This is a genomic window from Bacillus sp. RSS_NA_20, from assembly GCF_020165915.1.
Lineage (GTDB): Bacteria > Bacillota > Bacilli > Bacillales > Bacillaceae > Bacillus > Bacillus altitudinis.
The window spans coordinates 553,075-569,722 of sequence record NZ_JAIUKW010000003.1 but is presented as its reverse complement, the minus strand read 5'-3'; the positions used below and the strand labels follow the sequence as shown (position 1 = coordinate 569,722).

Below are 16,648 nucleotides of genomic sequence, written 5' to 3'. Positions count from 1 at the left end.
TAAGTAATACATTCACATTGAATGCAATGCAAAGTTCATCACACATAGTGATTCTTTCTAAAGTAAGAAATGGTTAAGTTAGAAAGGGCGCACGGTGGATGCCTTGGCACTAGGAGCCGATGAAGGACGGGACGAACACCGATATGCTTCGGGGAGCTGTAAGCAAGCTTTGATCCGGAGATTTCCGAATGGGGAAACCCACTGCTCGTAATGGAGTAGTATCCATACTTGAATACATAGAGTATGAGAAGGCATACCCGGGGAACTGAAACATCTAAGTACCCGGAGGAAGAGAAAGCAAATGCGATTCCCTGAGTAGCGGCGAGCGAAACGGGAACAGCCCAAACCAAGAGGCTTGCCTCTTGGGGTTGTAGGACACTCTATACGGAGTTACAAAGGAACGATATAAGCGAAGAGGTCTGGAAAGGCCCGCCAAAGAAGGTAACAGCCCTGTAACTGAAATATTGTTCTCTCCAGAGTGGATCCTGAGTACGGCGGAACACGTGAAATTCCGTCGGAATCCGGGAGGACCATCTCCCAAGGCTAAATACTCCCTAGTGACCGATAGTGAACCAGTACCGTGAGGGAAAGGTGAAAAGCACCCCGGAAGGGGAGTGAAATAGATCCTGAAACCGTGTGCCTACAAGTAGTCAGAGCCCGTTAACGGGTGATGGCGTGCCTTTTGTAGAATGAACCGGCGAGTTACGATCCCGTGCAAGGTTAAGCAGAAGATGCGGAGCCGCAGCGAAAGCGAGTCTGAATAGGGCGCATGAGTACGTGGTCGTAGACCCGAAACCAGGTGATCTACCCATGTCCAGGGTGAAGTTCAGGTAACACTGAATGGAGGCCCGAACCCACGCACGTTGAAAAGTGCGGGGATGAGGTGTGGGTAGGGGTGAAATGCCAATCGAACCTGGAGATAGCTGGTTCTCTCCGAAATAGCTTTAGGGCTAGCCTCAAGGTAAGAGTCTCGGAGGTAGAGCACTGATTGGACTAGGGGCCCCTACCGGGTTACCGAATTCAGTCAAACTCCGAATGCCGATGACTTATCCTTGGGAGTCAGACTGCGAGTGATAAGATCCGTAGTCGAAAGGGAAACAGCCCAGACCGCCAGCTAAGGTCCCAAAGTATACGTTAAGTGGAAAAGGATGTGGAGTTGCTTAGACAACCAGGATGTTGGCTTAGAAGCAGCCACCATTTAAAGAGTGCGTAATAGCTCACTGGTCGAGTGACTCTGCGCCGAAAATGTACCGGGGCTAAACGTATCACCGAAGCTGCGGACTGTTCTTACGAACAGTGGTAGGAGAGCGTTCTAAGTGCAGTGAAGTCAGACCGGAAGGACTGGTGGAGCGCTTAGAAGTGAGAATGCCGGTATGAGTAGCGAAAGACGGGTGAGAATCCCGTCCACCGAATGCCTAAGGTTTCCTGAGGAAGGCTCGTCCGCTCAGGGTTAGTCGGGACCTAAGCCGAGGCCGAAAGGCGTAGGCGATGGACAACAGGTTGATATTCCTGTACCACCTTCTCACCATTTGAGCAATGGGGGGACGCAGGAGGATAGGGTAAGCGCGGTATTGGATATCCGCGTCCAAGCAGTTAGGCTGGGAAATAGGCAAATCCGTTTCCCGTGAAGGCTGAGCTGTGATGGCGAGCGAAATTTAGTAGCGAAGTTCCTGATTCCACACTGCCAAGAAAAGCCTCTAGCGAGGTGAGAGGTGCCCGTACCGCAAACCGACACAGGTAGGCGAGGAGAGAATCCTAAGGTGATCGAGAGAACTCTCGTTAAGGAACTCGGCAAAATGACCCCGTAACTTCGGGAGAAGGGGTGCTTCTTAGGGTGTTAAAGCCCCGAGAAGCCGCAGTGAATAGGCCCAGGCGACTGTTTAGCAAAAACACAGGTCTCTGCGAAGCCGTAAGGCGAAGTATAGGGGCTGACGCCTGCCCGGTGCTGGAAGGTTAAGAGGAGCGCTTAGCGTAAGCGAAGGTGCGAATTGAAGCCCCAGTAAACGGCGGCCGTAACTATAACGGTCCTAAGGTAGCGAAATTCCTTGTCGGGTAAGTTCCGACCCGCACGAAAGGCGCAACGATCTGGGCACTGTCTCAACGAGAGACTCGGTGAAATTATAGTACCTGTGAAGATGCAGGTTACCCGCGACAGGACGGAAAGACCCCGTGGAGCTTTACTGCAGCCTGATATTGAATGTTGGTACAGCTTGTACAGGATAGGTAGGAGCCTTGGAAACCGGAGCGCTAGCTTCGGTGGAGGCATCGGTGGGATACTACCCTGGCTGTATTGACCTTCTAACCCGCTGCCCTTATCGGGCAGGGAGACAGTGTCAGGTGGGCAGTTTGACTGGGGCGGTCGCCTCCTAAAATGTAACGGAGGCGCCCAAAGGTTCCCTCAGAATGGTTGGAAATCATTCGCAGAGTGTAAAGGCACAAGGGAGCTTGACTGCGAGACCTACAAGTCGAGCAGGGACGAAAGTCGGGCTTAGTGATCCGGTGGTTCCGCATGGAAGGGCCATCGCTCAACGGATAAAAGCTACCCCGGGGATAACAGGCTTATCTCCCCCAAGAGTCCACATCGACGGGGAGGTTTGGCACCTCGATGTCGGCTCATCGCATCCTGGGGCTGTAGTCGGTCCCAAGGGTTGGGCTGTTCGCCCATTAAAGCGGTACGCGAGCTGGGTTCAGAACGTCGTGAGACAGTTCGGTCCCTATCCGTCGCGGGCGCAGGAAATTTGAGAGGAGCTGTCCTTAGTACGAGAGGACCGGGATGGACGCACCGCTGGTGTACCAGTTGTTCTGCCAAGGGCATCGCTGGGTAGCTATGTGCGGACGGGATAAGTGCTGAAAGCATCTAAGCATGAAGCCCCCCTCAAGATGAGATTTCCCATTCCGCAAGGAAGTAAGATCCCTGAAAGATGATCAGGTTGATAGGTCTGAGGTGGAAGCGTGGTGACACGTGGAGCTGACAGATACTAATAGATCGAGGACTTAACCTATATTCTAATGTGAAAAATGAACGTTGTTATCTAGTTTTGAGAGAACATTCTCTCCATCAGGTTTGGTGGCGATAGCGAAGAGGTCACACCCGTTCCCATACCGAACACGGAAGTTAAGCTCTTCAGCGCCGATGGTAGTTGGGGGTTTCCCCCTGTGAGAGTAGGACGCCGCCAAGCTTGTCATTTTATATCGTCGCGGGGTGGAGCAGTTCGGTAGCTCGTCGGGCTCATAACCCGAAGGTCGCAGGTTCAAATCCTGCCCCCGCAACCAAATTATTTTACCTATTAAGTAGCGAGTGCTCATTGAGTACAGCCAAAATGGTCCGGTAGTTCAGTTGGTTAGAATGCCTGCCTGTCACGCAGGAGGTCGCGGGTTCGAGTCCCGTCCGGACCGCCATTTTTATGACTTGTAAACGAAAACGTATAGTTTCGTTTTTTTTTTATGTCTTTTTCTTTCAATAAGTATCCTAGACGCAATGAAACTCCTTGTGTTTGGCTACACTAAATGTGATAAGAAAAGATCATGACTTCAACAAACAACGCCTGGTTTTTTTATACCAGGCTTTCTTTATATCGTTTTTAGTTGGAACCGAGGCTCATATTCGCTACACTAATACTAACTGTGTCTGACATCATGTTTGCTCAATCAGTTGATTGTATGAAGGGGCTGTCTTTTATGGATGAATTTGATCTTATTCGTCGAATTACACCAAAAGAAACGCATCAGCGTTCTTTGGTCATGGGCATCGGTGATGATGCTAGTGTTTATCAACCTCATTCACATTGTGAAGAGGTCGTTTGTGTTGATACAATGGTAGAGCATGTCCATTTTCGATTTGATTTTTCCACACCCTTTGAGGTTGGATTTAAAGCGCTGGCAGTGAATATCAGTGATATTGCAGCCATGGGAGGAACCCCTAAGTATTATCTTGTATCAATCGCGATCCCGCCTCATGGGGATGAAGCAATTGTCGCAGCTTTTTACGAGGGAATGAAAGCATTGGCTGACACATATCATATGGATTTAATCGGTGGAGATACAGTAGCCACCCGCAGTGACTTTGTCATCACAGTAACGGTCATTGGTGAGATTCCAAAGGGATCAGCCTGTTACCGTCATAGTGCTCAGACAGGAGACGTTGTCTTTGTCACAGGTGAACTAGGTTCATCAGCTGCTGGGCTATCCCTTTTAATGAATGAAGTAAATACTGCACATTCGATTGACACTGCTTTTTTTCTAGAGCGACACAAAATGCCGCAGCCCCATATTGCTGCTGGCCTTATTTGTTCAAGCTTCCCCCGGGTGACCTTGAATGATGTGAGTGACGGATTAGCGAGTGAGTTAAACGAAATAGCGGAAGCCAGTCGTGTGACGATTGAAATTGAAGCTGATCAGCTCCCAAAACATCCACATCTACCGTTGTTACATAAAGAGTGGCTTGAATGGGTCTTGTTCGGTGGAGAGGATTTTGTCTTAACTGGTACGATCCCTGAAACGGATTGGAAGCGATTTGAGACGCAATGTAAAAAAGAACACATTCAGGTCACGCGTATTGGACAAGTCAAAGATGACCAAGCGTCCAGCGTTATTTTAAAAGACCATGATCAACAAACAATTTTAATGAAAAAAGGATATAATCATTTTAAGAAATGAGGTGACTTCACCATGAAGTTAACGTGGACAACAAAAGGTGCGGATGAGACGAAACGAATTGCTGCTGCCTTGGCTACACTTGTGATGCCCGGCGATGTCTTAACATTAGAAGGAGACTTAGGCGCAGGTAAAACGACTTTTTCAAAAGGTTTTGCAGAAGGCTTAGGTATTACCCGTATCGTCAACAGCCCTACTTTTACAATTATTAAAGAATATACGGATGGCAGACTGCCACTTTATCATATGGATGTGTATCGTATGGAAGATGCGGAAGAAGATATTGGACTGGGCGAATATTTTGAGGGGGAAGGTGTGTGTTTGGTTGAATGGGCACATCTCATTGAACCTCAATTGCCTTCATCGTATTTAAAAATTGAAATGCTGAGAACAGAACGTGAAGAAGAACGTCATCTCACGTTTTATGCAAAAGGGGAGCGTTATGAGGCCCTTTGTAAGGAGATGAAAAACATTGACCATACTGGCAATTGATACGTCAAACCATACACTCGGAATAGCTCTTGTCCGTGATGACACTGTGGTTGGGGAAAGTATTACGTACTTAAAGAAGAATCATTCAGTACGTGCAATGCCGACAGTTGAAGCACTGATGAAAGAATGCGGCGTAGCACCGAACGAATTAAGCAAAATTGTTGTAGCCAAAGGACCCGGCTCTTACACTGGCGTTAGAATCGGTGTGACCATTGCAAAAACACTTGCTTGGACGCTGTCTATCCCGATAGCTGCTGTTTCAAGTTTAGAAACGCTGGCGGCAAATGCTCGACATTTTGATGGAATGATTTCTCCTATATTTGATGCAAGAAGAGGACAAGTTTATACAGGGTTATATACATTTGAAGGTGGAAAGATAAAAGAAGTGAAACCAGATCAAAATATCCTGCTCACTGATTGGCTTCAAGAGCTAAAAAAAGAAGGGAACCCTGTTTTATTTCTTGGACATGATGTGCATCTTCATCAAGAGAATATACTCTCCATACTTGGAGAAACCGCCGTTTTAGCAGACGAGGCATTTCACAACCCAAGACCTTCAGTGCTCGCATTTTTGGGGGCAGACCGCCCTGCTGAAGATGTCCATCAGCTTGTTCCTAATTATATTCGTTTGGCAGAAGCGGAAGTGAAATGGCTTGAAGGACAAAAATAATCTCAACACAGTAGAGATGCGAAGAATGACAGTAGAGGACATCCCAGAGGTATATACGATTGAAGTGCATTCATTTACAGCGCCTTGGAAAAAAGAGTCGTTTGTCTATGAAATTCTCCATAACCAATACAGCCATTATTTCCTCATTGAAGAAGATGGTCAGCCTGTTGGGTATTGCGGCGTTTGGATTGTCATGGATGATGCACAAATTACGAATATTGCGATTCTCCCTGAGCACCGGGGAAAAGGATACGGGGAAGCGCTGCTTCGATATGTCATGGAATTTTGCAAAGAAAAAAAGACAGATCATCTTTCACTAGAAGTGCGGGTATCAAATACGCCAGCACAATCCCTTTATGAAAAGCTAGGTTTTAAACCAGCTTCTATTCGAAAGAATTATTATACGGATAACGGGGAAGATGCATTAGTCATGTGGGTGAAGATAAATGAGTGAAAAAAAAGATCGATTCATATTAGGTATAGAAACAAGCTGTGACGAAACAGCTGCGTCCATTGTGAAAAATGGGAAAGAGATCGTAGCGAATGTTGTCGCCTCACAAATAGAAAGCCATAAACGATTTGGCGGCGTGGTACCAGAAATCGCTTCAAGACATCATGTGGAACAAATGACGATCGTATTAGAAGAAGTCATGACGCAGGCCAATATGACTTTTCAGGATTTAGACGCCATTGCTGTGACAGAAGGTCCGGGCTTAGTTGGTGCACTTTTGATAGGTGTCAATGCAGCCAAAGCATTGAGTTTTGCACATCAAATTCCGCTTGTTGGTGTTCATCATATTGCTGGACACATTTATGCGAACCAGCTTGTTGGTGAACTGGTGTTTCCTTGTTTAGCTCTAGTCGTCTCTGGTGGGCATACTGAGCTTGTTTTGATGAAAGAGCATGGATCTTTTGAGGTCATTGGTGAAACGTTGGATGATGCGGCTGGAGAAGCGTATGACAAAGTAGCTCGGACAATGGGTCTGCCATATCCAGGGGGACCTCACATTGATCGATTGGCACATGAAGGGGAGCCAACGATTAAGCTTCCTCGAGCATGGCTAGAAGAAGGATCCTATCATTTTAGCTTCAGCGGTTTAAAATCAGCGGTCATCAACACGTTACACAATGCGTCTCAAAAGGGCGAAACCATTGCGCCAGAGGATTTGGCTGCAAGTTTCCAAGAAAGCGTGATTGAGGTGTTAGTCGGAAAGACATTAAAAGCGGCTGAAGCATATGGTGTGAAACAAGTCGTTCTAGCTGGCGGGGTCGCTGCCAATAAAGGTCTTAGAGAAGCTCTTACTTCAGCATTTGCGAAGATGCCTGAAGTGGATGTTATTATTCCGCCATTGTCTCTTTGTACAGACAATGCAGCCATGATTGCTGCTGCGGGAACCATTGCATTTGAAAAGGGAATAAGAGGCGACATGGCAATGAACGGTCAACCTGGACTGCCGCTTGTTTCCTATGAATAAGAACTCCTGTGGATATACAGGAGTTTCAGCGTGTAGACAAACCCTCGCATTCGGTGTCAGTCCTGCGTTCCGGTGCTCACGAATGTGAAATTCGCTCTGCGCCAGTACTCGTCCTTCCTAGACTGCAAAGGTTTTCTATCACGCGGAAAAGAAGACAAAGGCTAAAATAAACAACATTTTAGCCCTTTGTCAACAATTTGGAACTCCTGTGGATGTACAGGAGTTTTTTCTATTGAAATGAAAGCGATTTATTCACATGTAAACGTTATATATCCACAATTGTTAGAAAATTCGTTTTAAAATGAAGAGAATGTGTATAAATGTAATCTTTTATGTGGATATGTGATTAAAATACTGTGGATAAAGTGGATAACTTTAAAATATTTAAGAATAATCAAGATGTTATTGTGGGTATCATTGTGGATAAAGATTCACACCTTAAAAAAAGAGCACCCGTTAGGGCACTCTTTATGCATCTGATAGATCTTCCCATTCCGCAAAAAGTGATTCCATCTCTTGATTGAGCGCATCATTTTCTGTTTGAATGGCTTGTACTTTCTCGTGATCTTGGAAAATAGCAGGATCACATAGAAGCTCTTCGTTTTCACCGAGCTTGTCTTCGATGACAGCGATACGCTCTTCAATTTCTTCAATTCGGCGCTGCTTTTGTCTTTCTTTCTTTTTGAGTTCTTTCTCTTCTGCATAGGAAAGTTTTGCTGTTTCTACTGGTTTTTCTGCTTGTTTTTTATGCGTCTCCTGAGTTTGGAGTGCTTCAAGCTCTAATTGTTCGTTTTTCTTTTCAAGATAGTAGTCGTAGTCACCGAGGTATTCTTTTGTTTCATCTGGCGAAAGCTCAAGTACTTTTGTTGCCAAGCGATTGATAAAGTAACGGTCATGCGAAACAAACAAGATGGTGCCTGGATAATCAATCAGTGCATTCTCTAAAATTTCCTTACTGTCTAAATCAAGATGGTTCGTCGGCTCATCAAGAATCAGGAAATTGGCTTTTTGGAGCATCAGCTTTGCCAGCGCAAGTCGTGCTTTTTCTCCACCGCTTAATGCATGTACAGGCTTTAAGACGTCATCACCTGAAAAAAGGAAGTTTCCTAAACAAGTCCGAATGTCTTTTTCAGTCATATGGGGATAATCATCCCAAAGTTCATTTAACACTTTCTTGGAGGATGTCAGCTTGGCTTGTTCCTGATCATAGTAGCCAATCGTCACATGAGAACCAAAGCTGATCTCGCCTTTTACTGGTTTTAACGTATCCGTTAAGGTTTTTAAAAGAGTTGATTTCCCGATACCGTTAGGACCGATGAGTGCCACGCTATCTTCCCGTTTAATATGAAAAGAGAGTGAGGAGAGGAGCGGCGTTTTTTTATCGTAACTAATATCGAGATCATGCACCTTCAGCACGTCATTTCCGCTTTGCCTCATAATATCGAAATGGAAGTTTGCGGATTTTTCATCTCCTAACGGCTTATCTAAACGATCCATCCGTTCCAGCTGTTTCCGCCTGCTTTGAGCACGCTTTGTGGTGGAGGCTCTTGCTAAGTTGCGATCCACGAAATCTTGAAGCTTCGAAATTTCTTCTTGTTGTTTTTCATACAGCTTCATATCACGCTCTAGCTGCTCAGCTTTTTGGTCAAGATACTTACTATAGTTCCCAGCGAACTTTTTCATCGCTGTTCTTGACACTTCATATACATGGTTCACGACCTTGTCTAAGAAGTACCGGTCATGGGAAACGATGAGAATGGCTCCTGTATAATTTTGCAAATACTGCTCAAGCCATGATAAGGTATCAATATCTAGATGGTTGGTTGGCTCATCCAAAATCAAGAGTTCTGGTTTCATCAATAATAGCTTTCCAAGCGCTAGACGGGTTTTCTGACCGCCGCTTAAGGATTGGACGGTTGTATGATCTTCAAAATGACTAAAGCCGAGTCCGTGTAAAATGGAGCGGACATCTGCTTCATATTGATAGCCGCCTTGATCTTTAAATGCTTGCTGCAGTCTGTCATAGGTTTTCATTAGAGAATCTAATTCTGTTCCTGTGGAAGAAGCCATTTTCTCTTCTATGGTTCTCATCTCTTGTTCCATTTCTTTTAAATGATCGAAAACGGATAGTAGTTCGTCTTTTAGCGTACGTGTAGACGTCACATCTGTATGCTGTGCTAGATATCCAATGGATAGGTCTTTCGGTTTGATGATCTCACCTTGTTCGTAAGACATTTGACCGGCAATGATTTTTAAAAGCGTGGATTTTCCTGCACCGTTACGACCGACAATGGCAATACGATCCCTCGCTTTGACTTCCAATTTTATATTCGTTAAAACGGTATCAGCGCCAAACGATTTGGACAGCTGATTCACTTGTAGAATCATCATGTAACTTCACCTCTGCTATAATATGTTAAGTGTAGCTTATCAGCAGTAAACCGGCAAATCTTACATACGGCTGCCATGGTCAAATGAAAGACAGATAGGAAAAAATAGTGTATGATTTGAGTGAGGGAGCGTTGAAAGATGAGTCAATTTAGCCACTTTAACGAACAAGGAAGAGCAAAGATGGTCGACATTAGTGACAAATCGTCTACAGTGAGAACTGCCGTTGCTGTTTCAAGCGTTCGTATGATAAAAGAAGTATTTCATCAAATACAAAAGCATGACATTGGAAAAGGGGATGTGCTGTCTGTCGCACAGGTAGCTGGCATCATGGCAGCAAAGCAAACGTCCAGCATCATTCCAATGTGTCATCCGCTTGCATTAAAAGGTGTCGATATCTCCTTTGATTGGGAGGAAGACGGAAATGCGTACATTCTGAACATACAAGTACAGGTGAAAACAAAAGGAAGTACGGGTGTGGAGATGGAAGCGCTCACTTCTGCCTCAGTATGTGCACTGACCGTTTATGACATGTGCAAAGCAATAGACAAAGGGATGATCATCGGCCCGACCTATCTAGTAGAAAAAACAGGCGGGAAAAACGGTGATTTTCACAGAGCATCTGATATTTAAGTTGGAGGATCTTATATGAATATAGACCAGTCAAAAATTCCACAAGCGACAGCCAAACGTTTGCCGCTTTACTACCGTTTTTTAAAAAATCTGCATGCATCAGGAAAACAAAGGGTGTCATCGGCAGAGCTTAGTGATGCAGTCAAAGTGGATTCTGCCACCATTCGCCGAGATTTTTCTTACTTTGGTGCACTTGGGAAGAAAGGGTATGGCTATAACGTCGATTACCTCTTGACCTTCTTTAGAAAGACCCTTGACCAAGATGAAATGACGAATGTCATGCTCATCGGTGTCGGGAATTTAGGGACTGCTTTTTTACACTATAATTTCATTAAAAATAATAATACAAAAATTTCAATGGCTTTTGACGTCAATGAGAGTAAAATAGGAAGTGAGATAGGCGGCGTGCCTGTCTATGATTTGGATAAGCTTGAAGAGCATGTGCAAGAGGTAGGAGATATTCCTGTTGCGATTTTGACAGTGCCTGCCGTAGCAGCTCAATCCATTACAGATCGTTTGATTGCCCTTGGCATCAAAGGAATCCTTAACTTTACGCCGGCTCGATTGAATGTGCCGGAACACATTCGAATTCATCATATAGATTTGGCGGTTGAACTTCAGTCTCTTGTGTATTTCTTAAAGCATTACTCTGTTACACAGGAGGACTGACGAAAAGGGGTAAAGGGGGTGGAGCAAATGGGTCCGATCGGTCCTGGAAGTTTGGTTCTGATTGCGGTTGTTGCGCTCATTATTTTTGGGCCGAAAAAGCTTCCTGAATTAGGAAGAGCAGCAGGAGATACATTACGTGAATTCAAAAATGCCACAAAAGGTTTAGCTGATGATCAGGAAGAAAAAAAGAAAAAAGAAGATCAGTAGAATAGGATGAGCTTCATGAATGTCAAAGATATGCCGCTTATGGAGCATATTGTGGAACTGCGAAAACGTTTAGTGATCATTGCGATGTTTTTTGTCACCTTTATGGTGGCAGGTTTTTTTCTCGCTAAGCCGGTCATTGTGTATTTACAAAATACCGATGAAGCGGCTACACTGACATTGAACGCATTTAAGCTCACAGATCCACTGTACGTGTTTATGCAGTTCGCTTTTGTCATTGCTCTTGTTTTGACGTGTCCCGTAATTTTATATCAGCTTTGGGCGTTTGTGAGTCCTGGCTTATATGAAAAAGAAAGAAAGGTGACACTTGCTTATATTCCGATTGCACTGCTTTTATTTTTGAGCGGTGTGGCTTTCTCTTATTTTATTTTGTTTCCGTTTGTCGTCGACTTTATGATGCGGATGTCAAATGATTTACATGTGGAGCAAGTGATTGGGATTCATGAGTATTTTACATTTCTGATGCAGTTAACACTTCCATTTGGCTTTTTGTTTCAGATGCCTGTCGTGTTGATGTTTCTCACTAGACTTGGCATCATTACACCGATGTTTTTATCGAAAATACGGAAGTATGCCTATTTTGTCCTCCTTGTCATTGCCGCACTTATTACACCGCCAGAGCTCGTTTCTCACCTCATGGTTACCTTGCCAATGCTCGTTTTGTATGAAGTGAGTATTGTCATTTCAAGAGTGACCTATCGCAAAATGCAGCAAACAGAGACAGAGGAGAAAGAAAATGATGTTGTCTCATAAAAAAGCATCGTGATCCAAATAGGGATCACGATGCTTTTTCTATTGTGAAAGAAATTGATTGATTGCTTGAAAGAGATGCTCATAATAGGCAGGTTCATGCGGGACAAAATCATGTACATGGACCTCTCTCTTTTCCTCACGTCGCTTGCCGTCTGCATCCACTTCAAAGCCCTCGATGTTCATTTTTTCGCATTCTCTATTTAAATGCTGCTGTGCATCGATCAACCTTGCTCTATAAAGTCCAGCAACTTCTTCTTTCTGTAGATGGACATCCATGTGCTCTTTTTGATCCATATAAAGATACACATGGCAAAACTCACGATCGGTAAACGATGGCATATGGATTTCATCTTTAATGACACCAGCAAAGGTAAGGTTCTCAAACGAGATGGAAAGACCAAGCTCTTCTTCGACTTCTCTGATGCCATCAGAAGGCTGTTCATCTGCGAGAAGGTGGCCTGCTGCTGTGATATCAAGTAGAGAAGGGAAATCCTTTTTGGAGGGACTCCTCAGCTGAAAATAGAGAAACACTGTGTCATCTTCCTTTTTTAAAAGCCAGAAATGAAAGGTTTCATGCCAAAGGCCCTCAGCATGGATATCAGATCGAGCGGCTGTACCAATCGTTTCATGCTGATTGTTCATGATGTTCAGTTTTTCGTGTTCCATGAAAACATGACCTCCATAAAAAAACCATTTTCCAAACGGCGGAAAATGGTTTTTGCTTTATTTTTGCTGCTGTTTTTTCATTTTGACAGAAAAAGCAAACATTTTTAACGCGATATTGATATTATAGGCCGCAAACACCATCAGCAAAATGCTGTAAAATGACCACATGTCACCTGGATTTTGAATGGCCATATAGGTGAACGCCACACCTACGGCAAAATAAATAATGCCCCATACGACAGGGTTTCTCATGAGAAAAAGCCTCCAATAATCATTTGCATTGTTTGAGATTGTTCTTCAATCATTTTTCTTACTGGCTCAATCTGCACAAGAATGACGAGCGAGTTCATCAGCATGTGTGCGCCGATTGGAACAATGATTCGTTTTGTTTTCGCATATAAAAAGGCAAATGTAAAGCCCATTGCGGTATAGAGCAAGATATGTGGGAAATCATTGTGTACAGCAGCAAAAACAACTGAACTGACAAGTGCGCCAATGAAAAAATTCGTTTTTTCATAAACCACACCAAAAATGATTTTTCGAAAAATGATTTCTTCTAATATCGGTCCAATCAGAGCGATGACGATTACAAGCCATGGAACTGCATCCATAATGGCTAAAATGTTTTGAGTATTTTCGGATTCTCGGCTAATGCCAAATGCATATTGTTCAATCGCCCCCGCAATGGATTGTGCAAAGAGGGAAAGAAAGAAACCGCCAATGATCCAAGCGATTGCCACGCCGACTGATGCCGGTGCTTCATTTCGAAGTGATGTTTTTGGCACAGTCCGAAGGATGAGCAGAATAATGATTAGTCCAATACAGAAGCTGATGATTGTCCATGTTCCTGACAATTTGGAGAGCTCTGCTTGTGTCATCGGTGTCTGAATGTAACCTAACCACTTCATGATGAACACATACGGAAACGCAGAAAATTGCACCAATATATACGTTAAGATGATGTACCAATATTGTTTTTTCAAGTAACGAAAACCCCTTTACTAAAAGAACTAGATTTATTGTAACACAAGTCTTCTTTTTCGTTGAAAAGGAAAGAATCGGTGATAAAAAAAGATCATGAAAGCGTAAAAATTTTTAAAGGTTTTTACTTGAAATTACAGAAGACATTCTTTATTATAATAAATGTGTTAGCACTCGTTGATGATGAGTGCTAAAAAAGACTACATATAAAAATTGAGGAGGTTGTTTCTTATGTTAAAGCCATTAGGCGATCGCGTAATCATTGAACTCGTTGAATCTGAGGAAAAAACCGCTAGCGGTATTGTCTTACCGGATTCTGCAAAAGAAAAACCGCAAGAAGGTAAAATTGTTGCAGCAGGTTCAGGTCGTGTACTTGAAAGTGGTGAGCGCGTTGCGTTAGAAGTAAACACAGGCGACCGCATTATCTTCTCAAAATATGCAGGTACTGAAGTGAAATATGAAGGAAAAGAATATTTAATCCTTCGTGAAAGCGACATTTTAGCTGTTATTGGTTAATCACATAAACAAAGATTGAGATAAATTTCTAAAAAGACTGAGGAGGTTTCGTTATTATGGCAAAAGATATTAAGTTCAGTGAAGAAGCACGTCGTGCGATGTTACGTGGTGTAGATGCACTTGCAGATGCTGTAAAAGTAACTTTAGGACCTAAAGGACGTAACGTGGTTCTTGAGAAAAAATTCGGTTCTCCACTTATCACAAATGATGGTGTAACGATTGCAAAAGAAATCGAATTAGAAGATGCATTTGAAAACATGGGTGCAAAACTTGTGGCTGAAGTTGCAAGCAAAACAAACGATGTAGCTGGTGACGGTACTACTACTGCAACGGTTCTAGCTCAAGCGATGATCCGTGAAGGTCTTAAAAACGTAACAGCTGGTGCAAACCCTGTTGGCGTTCGTAAAGGAATCGAAGAAGCAGTGAAAGTAGCCCTTGAAGGCTTGCATGAGATTTCTAAACCAATCGAAGGTAAAGAATCAATTGCTCAAGTTGCGTCTATTTCGGCAGCAGATGAAGAAGTCGGTAGCCTAATTGCTGAAGCGATGGAGCGTGTAGGAAACGACGGCGTCATCACAATTGAAGAATCTAAAGGTTTCACAACTGAGCTTGAAGTGGTTGAAGGAATGCAGTTTGACCGTGGATACGCTTCACCATACATGGTCACTGATTCTGATAAGATGGAAGCGGTTCTTGAAAATCCTTACATCTTAATCACTGATAAAAAGATCACAAACATTCAAGAAATCCTTCCTGTACTTGAGCAAGTCGTACAACAAGGAAAACCATTATTGATCATTGCTGAAGATGTAGAAGGCGAAGCACTTGCAACACTTGTTGTGAACAAACTTCGTGGAACATTCAACGCAGTGGCTGTAAAAGCACCTGGATTCGGTGATCGTCGTAAAGCAATGCTTGAAGACATCTCTGTTCTAACTGGCGGAGAATTAATCACAGAAGACCTAGGACTTGACCTGAAATCAACTGAAATTGGTCAGCTTGGCCGTGCGTCTAAAGTCGTTGTGACAAAAGAGAACACAACGATCGTAGAAGGATCAGGGGATTCTGCTCAAATCGCAGCACGCGTGAACCAAATTCGTGCGCAAGTAGAAGAAACAACTTCTGAATTCGATAAAGAAAAATTACAAGAACGTCTTGCAAAACTAGCTGGCGGCGTTGCTGTCATCAAAGTTGGTGCTGCAACTGAAACAGAACTAAAAGAACGTAAACTACGCATTGAGGATGCACTGAACTCAACTCGTGCAGCAGTTGAAGAAGGTATCGTATCCGGTGGTGGTACAGCACTTGTGAATGTATACAATAAAGTTGCTTCCATCGAAGCTGATGGTGACGTTCAAACAGGTGTGAACATCGTTCTACGTTCTCTTGAAGAGCCAATTCGTCAAATCGCTCACAACGCAGGTCTTGAAGGATCAGTCATCGTTGAGCGCTTGAAAAACGAAGAAATTGGCGTAGGCTTCAACGCAGCAACAAACGAATGGGTAAACATGATTGAAAAAGGAATCGTTGACCCAACAAAAGTCACTCGCTCTGCACTTCAAAACGCAGCTTCTGTAGCAGCTATGCTTCTTACAACTGAAGCAGTCGTAGCTGACAAACCAGAAGAAGGCGGCTCAGGCGGCGGAATGCCGGATATGGGCGGTATGGGCGGCATGGGTGGAATGATGTAAACACCCTTCGAAAACCCCTTGAAATATAGGGGTTTTTGTTTTGTCTATTTTTTGGTTAAGAGCGTTAAATGAATTGAAACTTTCACCGCTTTACATCCGTTAACTAAAGAGACAGTGATTTTTTTGGTTTTATCTAACATAAAGAGATGATTTTCAAAAGAAAAGCGGTGATCATATGGGCTTTACGACTTGGGTGGCAATTATTGTTGCACTGGCTGTCGTGTTTGGATTGTTTGGATCGAAGAGGCGTGATAAATAAAGAAAGAGTTGAAAACCCACTTTCAATTAAGAAGTGGGTTTTTTGTTGCAAATACAACATTAATCAATTATGCTAACTTTAGTTATTTGTTGTAAATGCAATAAAAGGAGTCGAGGTATATGAAAGAAATTTTGCGGGAGATCGGCGTGATTGCTCGCGCGCTTGATTCCATTAGTAATATTGAATTTAAAGAGTATGATTTAACGAAGGGGCAGTATTTGTATCTTGTGCGTATTTGTGAGGAGCCTGGCATCATTCAGGAAAAACTAGCGGAAATGATTAAGGTGGATCGAACTACGGCTGCTCGGGCTATTCAAAAATTAGAGCTGCATGAATTTATTGAGAAGAAACATGACTCAGCGAATAAAAAAATCAAGAAATTGTTTCCAACTGAGAAAGGGAAAGCCGTCTATCCAATGATCAAACGAGAACATGATCATTCAAATCGGGTAGCGCTGGATGGGTTTTCTGAAGAGGAAGCGAAACAGATTTATCAGTATCTTTTGAGGGTGCGAAAGAATATCGAAAAAGATTGGGAAGATGTGAAAAAAGGCAAAAAGAGAAGCTACTAATGACT

16 protein-coding genes, 2 tRNA genes and 2 rRNA genes are annotated in these 16,648 nt (G+C 43.5%); 16 read left to right on the top strand and 4 right to left on the bottom strand.

Annotated elements, in window-relative coordinates; translation table 11 throughout:
• Positions 1-71: 71 nt before the first annotated feature.
• The 9 genes from LCD32_RS03070 to tsaD all read left to right on the top strand — a co-directional run bounded on the left by LCD32_RS03070 (position 72) and on the right by tsaD (position 7,290).
• A 23S ribosomal RNA gene (locus tag LCD32_RS03070) occupies positions 72-3,002 on the top strand.
• 61 nt (positions 3,003-3,063) lie between these two features.
• Positions 3,064-3,179 (top strand): 5S ribosomal RNA (gene rrf, locus LCD32_RS03065).
• A 17-nt stretch (positions 3,180-3,196) separates the two neighbouring features.
• Positions 3,197-3,273 (top strand) — tRNA-Met (locus LCD32_RS03060).
• A gap of 49 nt (positions 3,274-3,322) precedes the next feature.
• A tRNA-Asp gene (locus LCD32_RS03055) sits at positions 3,323-3,399 on the top strand.
• A 279-nt stretch (positions 3,400-3,678) separates the two neighbouring features.
• On the top strand, positions 3,679-4,656 hold the full coding sequence (thiL, locus tag LCD32_RS03050; protein WP_017359860.1) for a thiamine-phosphate kinase: 978 nt from the start codon (positions 3,679-3,681) through the stop codon (positions 4,654-4,656).
• A gap of 12 nt (positions 4,657-4,668) precedes the next feature.
• Positions 4,669-5,145, top strand: coding sequence for a tRNA (adenosine(37)-N6)-threonylcarbamoyltransferase complex ATPase subunit type 1 TsaE (gene tsaE, locus LCD32_RS03045; RefSeq protein WP_017359859.1), 477 nt, complete (start codon positions 4,669-4,671; stop codon positions 5,143-5,145).
• Entirely contained in the window at positions 5,126-5,815 is a 690-nt protein-coding gene (tsaB, locus tag LCD32_RS03040; RefSeq protein ID WP_224562746.1) for a tRNA (adenosine(37)-N6)-threonylcarbamoyltransferase complex dimerization subunit type 1 TsaB, read from the top strand. Before tsaE ends, tsaB begins: the two co-directional genes overlap by 20 nt.
• A 25-nt stretch (positions 5,816-5,840) precedes the next feature.
• Positions 5,841-6,269, top strand: coding sequence for a ribosomal protein S18-alanine N-acetyltransferase (gene rimI, locus LCD32_RS03035; protein ID WP_008344382.1), 429 nt, complete (start codon positions 5,841-5,843; stop codon positions 6,267-6,269).
• The gene (gene tsaD / locus LCD32_RS03030; RefSeq protein WP_073414380.1) at positions 6,262-7,290 is read left to right on the top strand and encodes a tRNA (adenosine(37)-N6)-threonylcarbamoyltransferase complex transferase subunit TsaD; all 1,029 of its coding nucleotides are present in this window, start codon (positions 6,262-6,264) and stop codon (positions 7,288-7,290) included. Before rimI ends, tsaD begins: the two co-directional genes overlap by 8 nt.
• A gap of 468 nt (positions 7,291-7,758) precedes the next feature.
• Here tsaD and LCD32_RS03025 read toward each other — a convergent pair whose 3' ends face one another.
• Positions 7,759-9,681, bottom strand: a complete 1,923-nt coding sequence (locus tag LCD32_RS03025; RefSeq protein WP_224559289.1) for an ABC-F family ATP-binding cassette domain-containing protein — start codon at positions 9,679-9,681, stop codon at positions 7,759-7,761.
• Positions 9,682-9,819: 138 nt separating this feature from the next.
• Between LCD32_RS03025 and moaC the strand changes: the two genes are divergently transcribed.
• The 4 genes from moaC to tatC are packed head-to-tail and all read left to right on the top strand — an operon-like array spanning position 9,820 to position 11,958.
• Entirely contained in the window at positions 9,820-10,311 is a 492-nt protein-coding gene (gene moaC / locus LCD32_RS03020; RefSeq protein ID WP_026050052.1) for a cyclic pyranopterin monophosphate synthase MoaC, read from the top strand.
• A 15-nt stretch (positions 10,312-10,326) separates the two neighbouring features.
• The gene (locus LCD32_RS03015; protein WP_008355687.1) at positions 10,327-10,980 is read left to right on the top strand and encodes a redox-sensing transcriptional repressor Rex; all 654 of its coding nucleotides are present in this window, start codon (positions 10,327-10,329) and stop codon (positions 10,978-10,980) included.
• 27 nt (positions 10,981-11,007) lie between these two features.
• Positions 11,008-11,187, top strand: coding sequence for a twin-arginine translocase TatA/TatE family subunit (locus LCD32_RS03010; RefSeq protein WP_008344374.1), 180 nt, complete (start codon positions 11,008-11,010; stop codon positions 11,185-11,187).
• Between the two features lie 6 nt (positions 11,188-11,193).
• Positions 11,194-11,958 carry a twin-arginine translocase subunit TatC gene (gene tatC / locus LCD32_RS03005; RefSeq protein ID WP_090756407.1) on the top strand — a complete coding sequence of 255 codons (765 nt, stop codon included), beginning with the start codon at positions 11,194-11,196 and terminating at the stop codon, positions 11,956-11,958.
• 39 nt (positions 11,959-11,997) lie between these two features.
• Here the strand turns inward: tatC and LCD32_RS03000 are convergent, their stop codons facing one another.
• The 3 genes from LCD32_RS03000 to LCD32_RS02990 are packed head-to-tail and all read right to left on the bottom strand — an operon-like array spanning position 11,998 to position 13,607.
• Positions 11,998-12,624 carry an NUDIX hydrolase gene (locus tag LCD32_RS03000; RefSeq protein WP_224562743.1) on the bottom strand — a complete coding sequence of 209 codons (627 nt, stop codon included), beginning with the start codon at positions 12,622-12,624 and terminating at the stop codon, positions 11,998-12,000.
• Positions 12,625-12,681: 57 nt separating this feature from the next.
• Positions 12,682-12,876 (bottom strand): YdiK family protein, encoded by a 195-nt coding sequence (locus tag LCD32_RS02995; RefSeq protein WP_017366710.1) that lies wholly within the window; start codon positions 12,874-12,876, stop codon positions 12,682-12,684.
• Positions 12,873-13,607, bottom strand: coding sequence for a CPBP family intramembrane glutamic endopeptidase (locus LCD32_RS02990; RefSeq protein WP_019743787.1), 735 nt, complete (start codon positions 13,605-13,607; stop codon positions 12,873-12,875). Before LCD32_RS02990 ends, LCD32_RS02995 begins: the two co-directional genes overlap by 4 nt.
• A gap of 229 nt (positions 13,608-13,836) precedes the next feature.
• Here LCD32_RS02990 and groES point away from each other — a divergent pair, with 229 nt between their 5' ends.
• The 3 genes from groES (at position 13,837) to LCD32_RS02975 (ending at position 16,643) form a co-directional block, all read left to right on the top strand.
• Complete coding sequence (gene groES, locus LCD32_RS02985) at positions 13,837-14,121, top strand: co-chaperone GroES (protein WP_003214120.1); 285 nt, start codon at positions 13,837-13,839, stop codon at positions 14,119-14,121.
• A gap of 56 nt (positions 14,122-14,177) precedes the next feature.
• Positions 14,178-15,812 carry a chaperonin GroEL gene (gene groL, locus LCD32_RS02980; protein WP_007496015.1) on the top strand — a complete coding sequence of 545 codons (1,635 nt, stop codon included), beginning with the start codon at positions 14,178-14,180 and terminating at the stop codon, positions 15,810-15,812.
• 378 nt (positions 15,813-16,190) lie between these two features.
• Positions 16,191-16,643: a MarR family winged helix-turn-helix transcriptional regulator gene (locus LCD32_RS02975; RefSeq protein ID WP_041506695.1), complete on the top strand. Its 453-nt coding sequence runs from the start codon at positions 16,191-16,193 to the stop codon at positions 16,641-16,643.
• Positions 16,644-16,648: the final 5 nt, after the last annotated feature.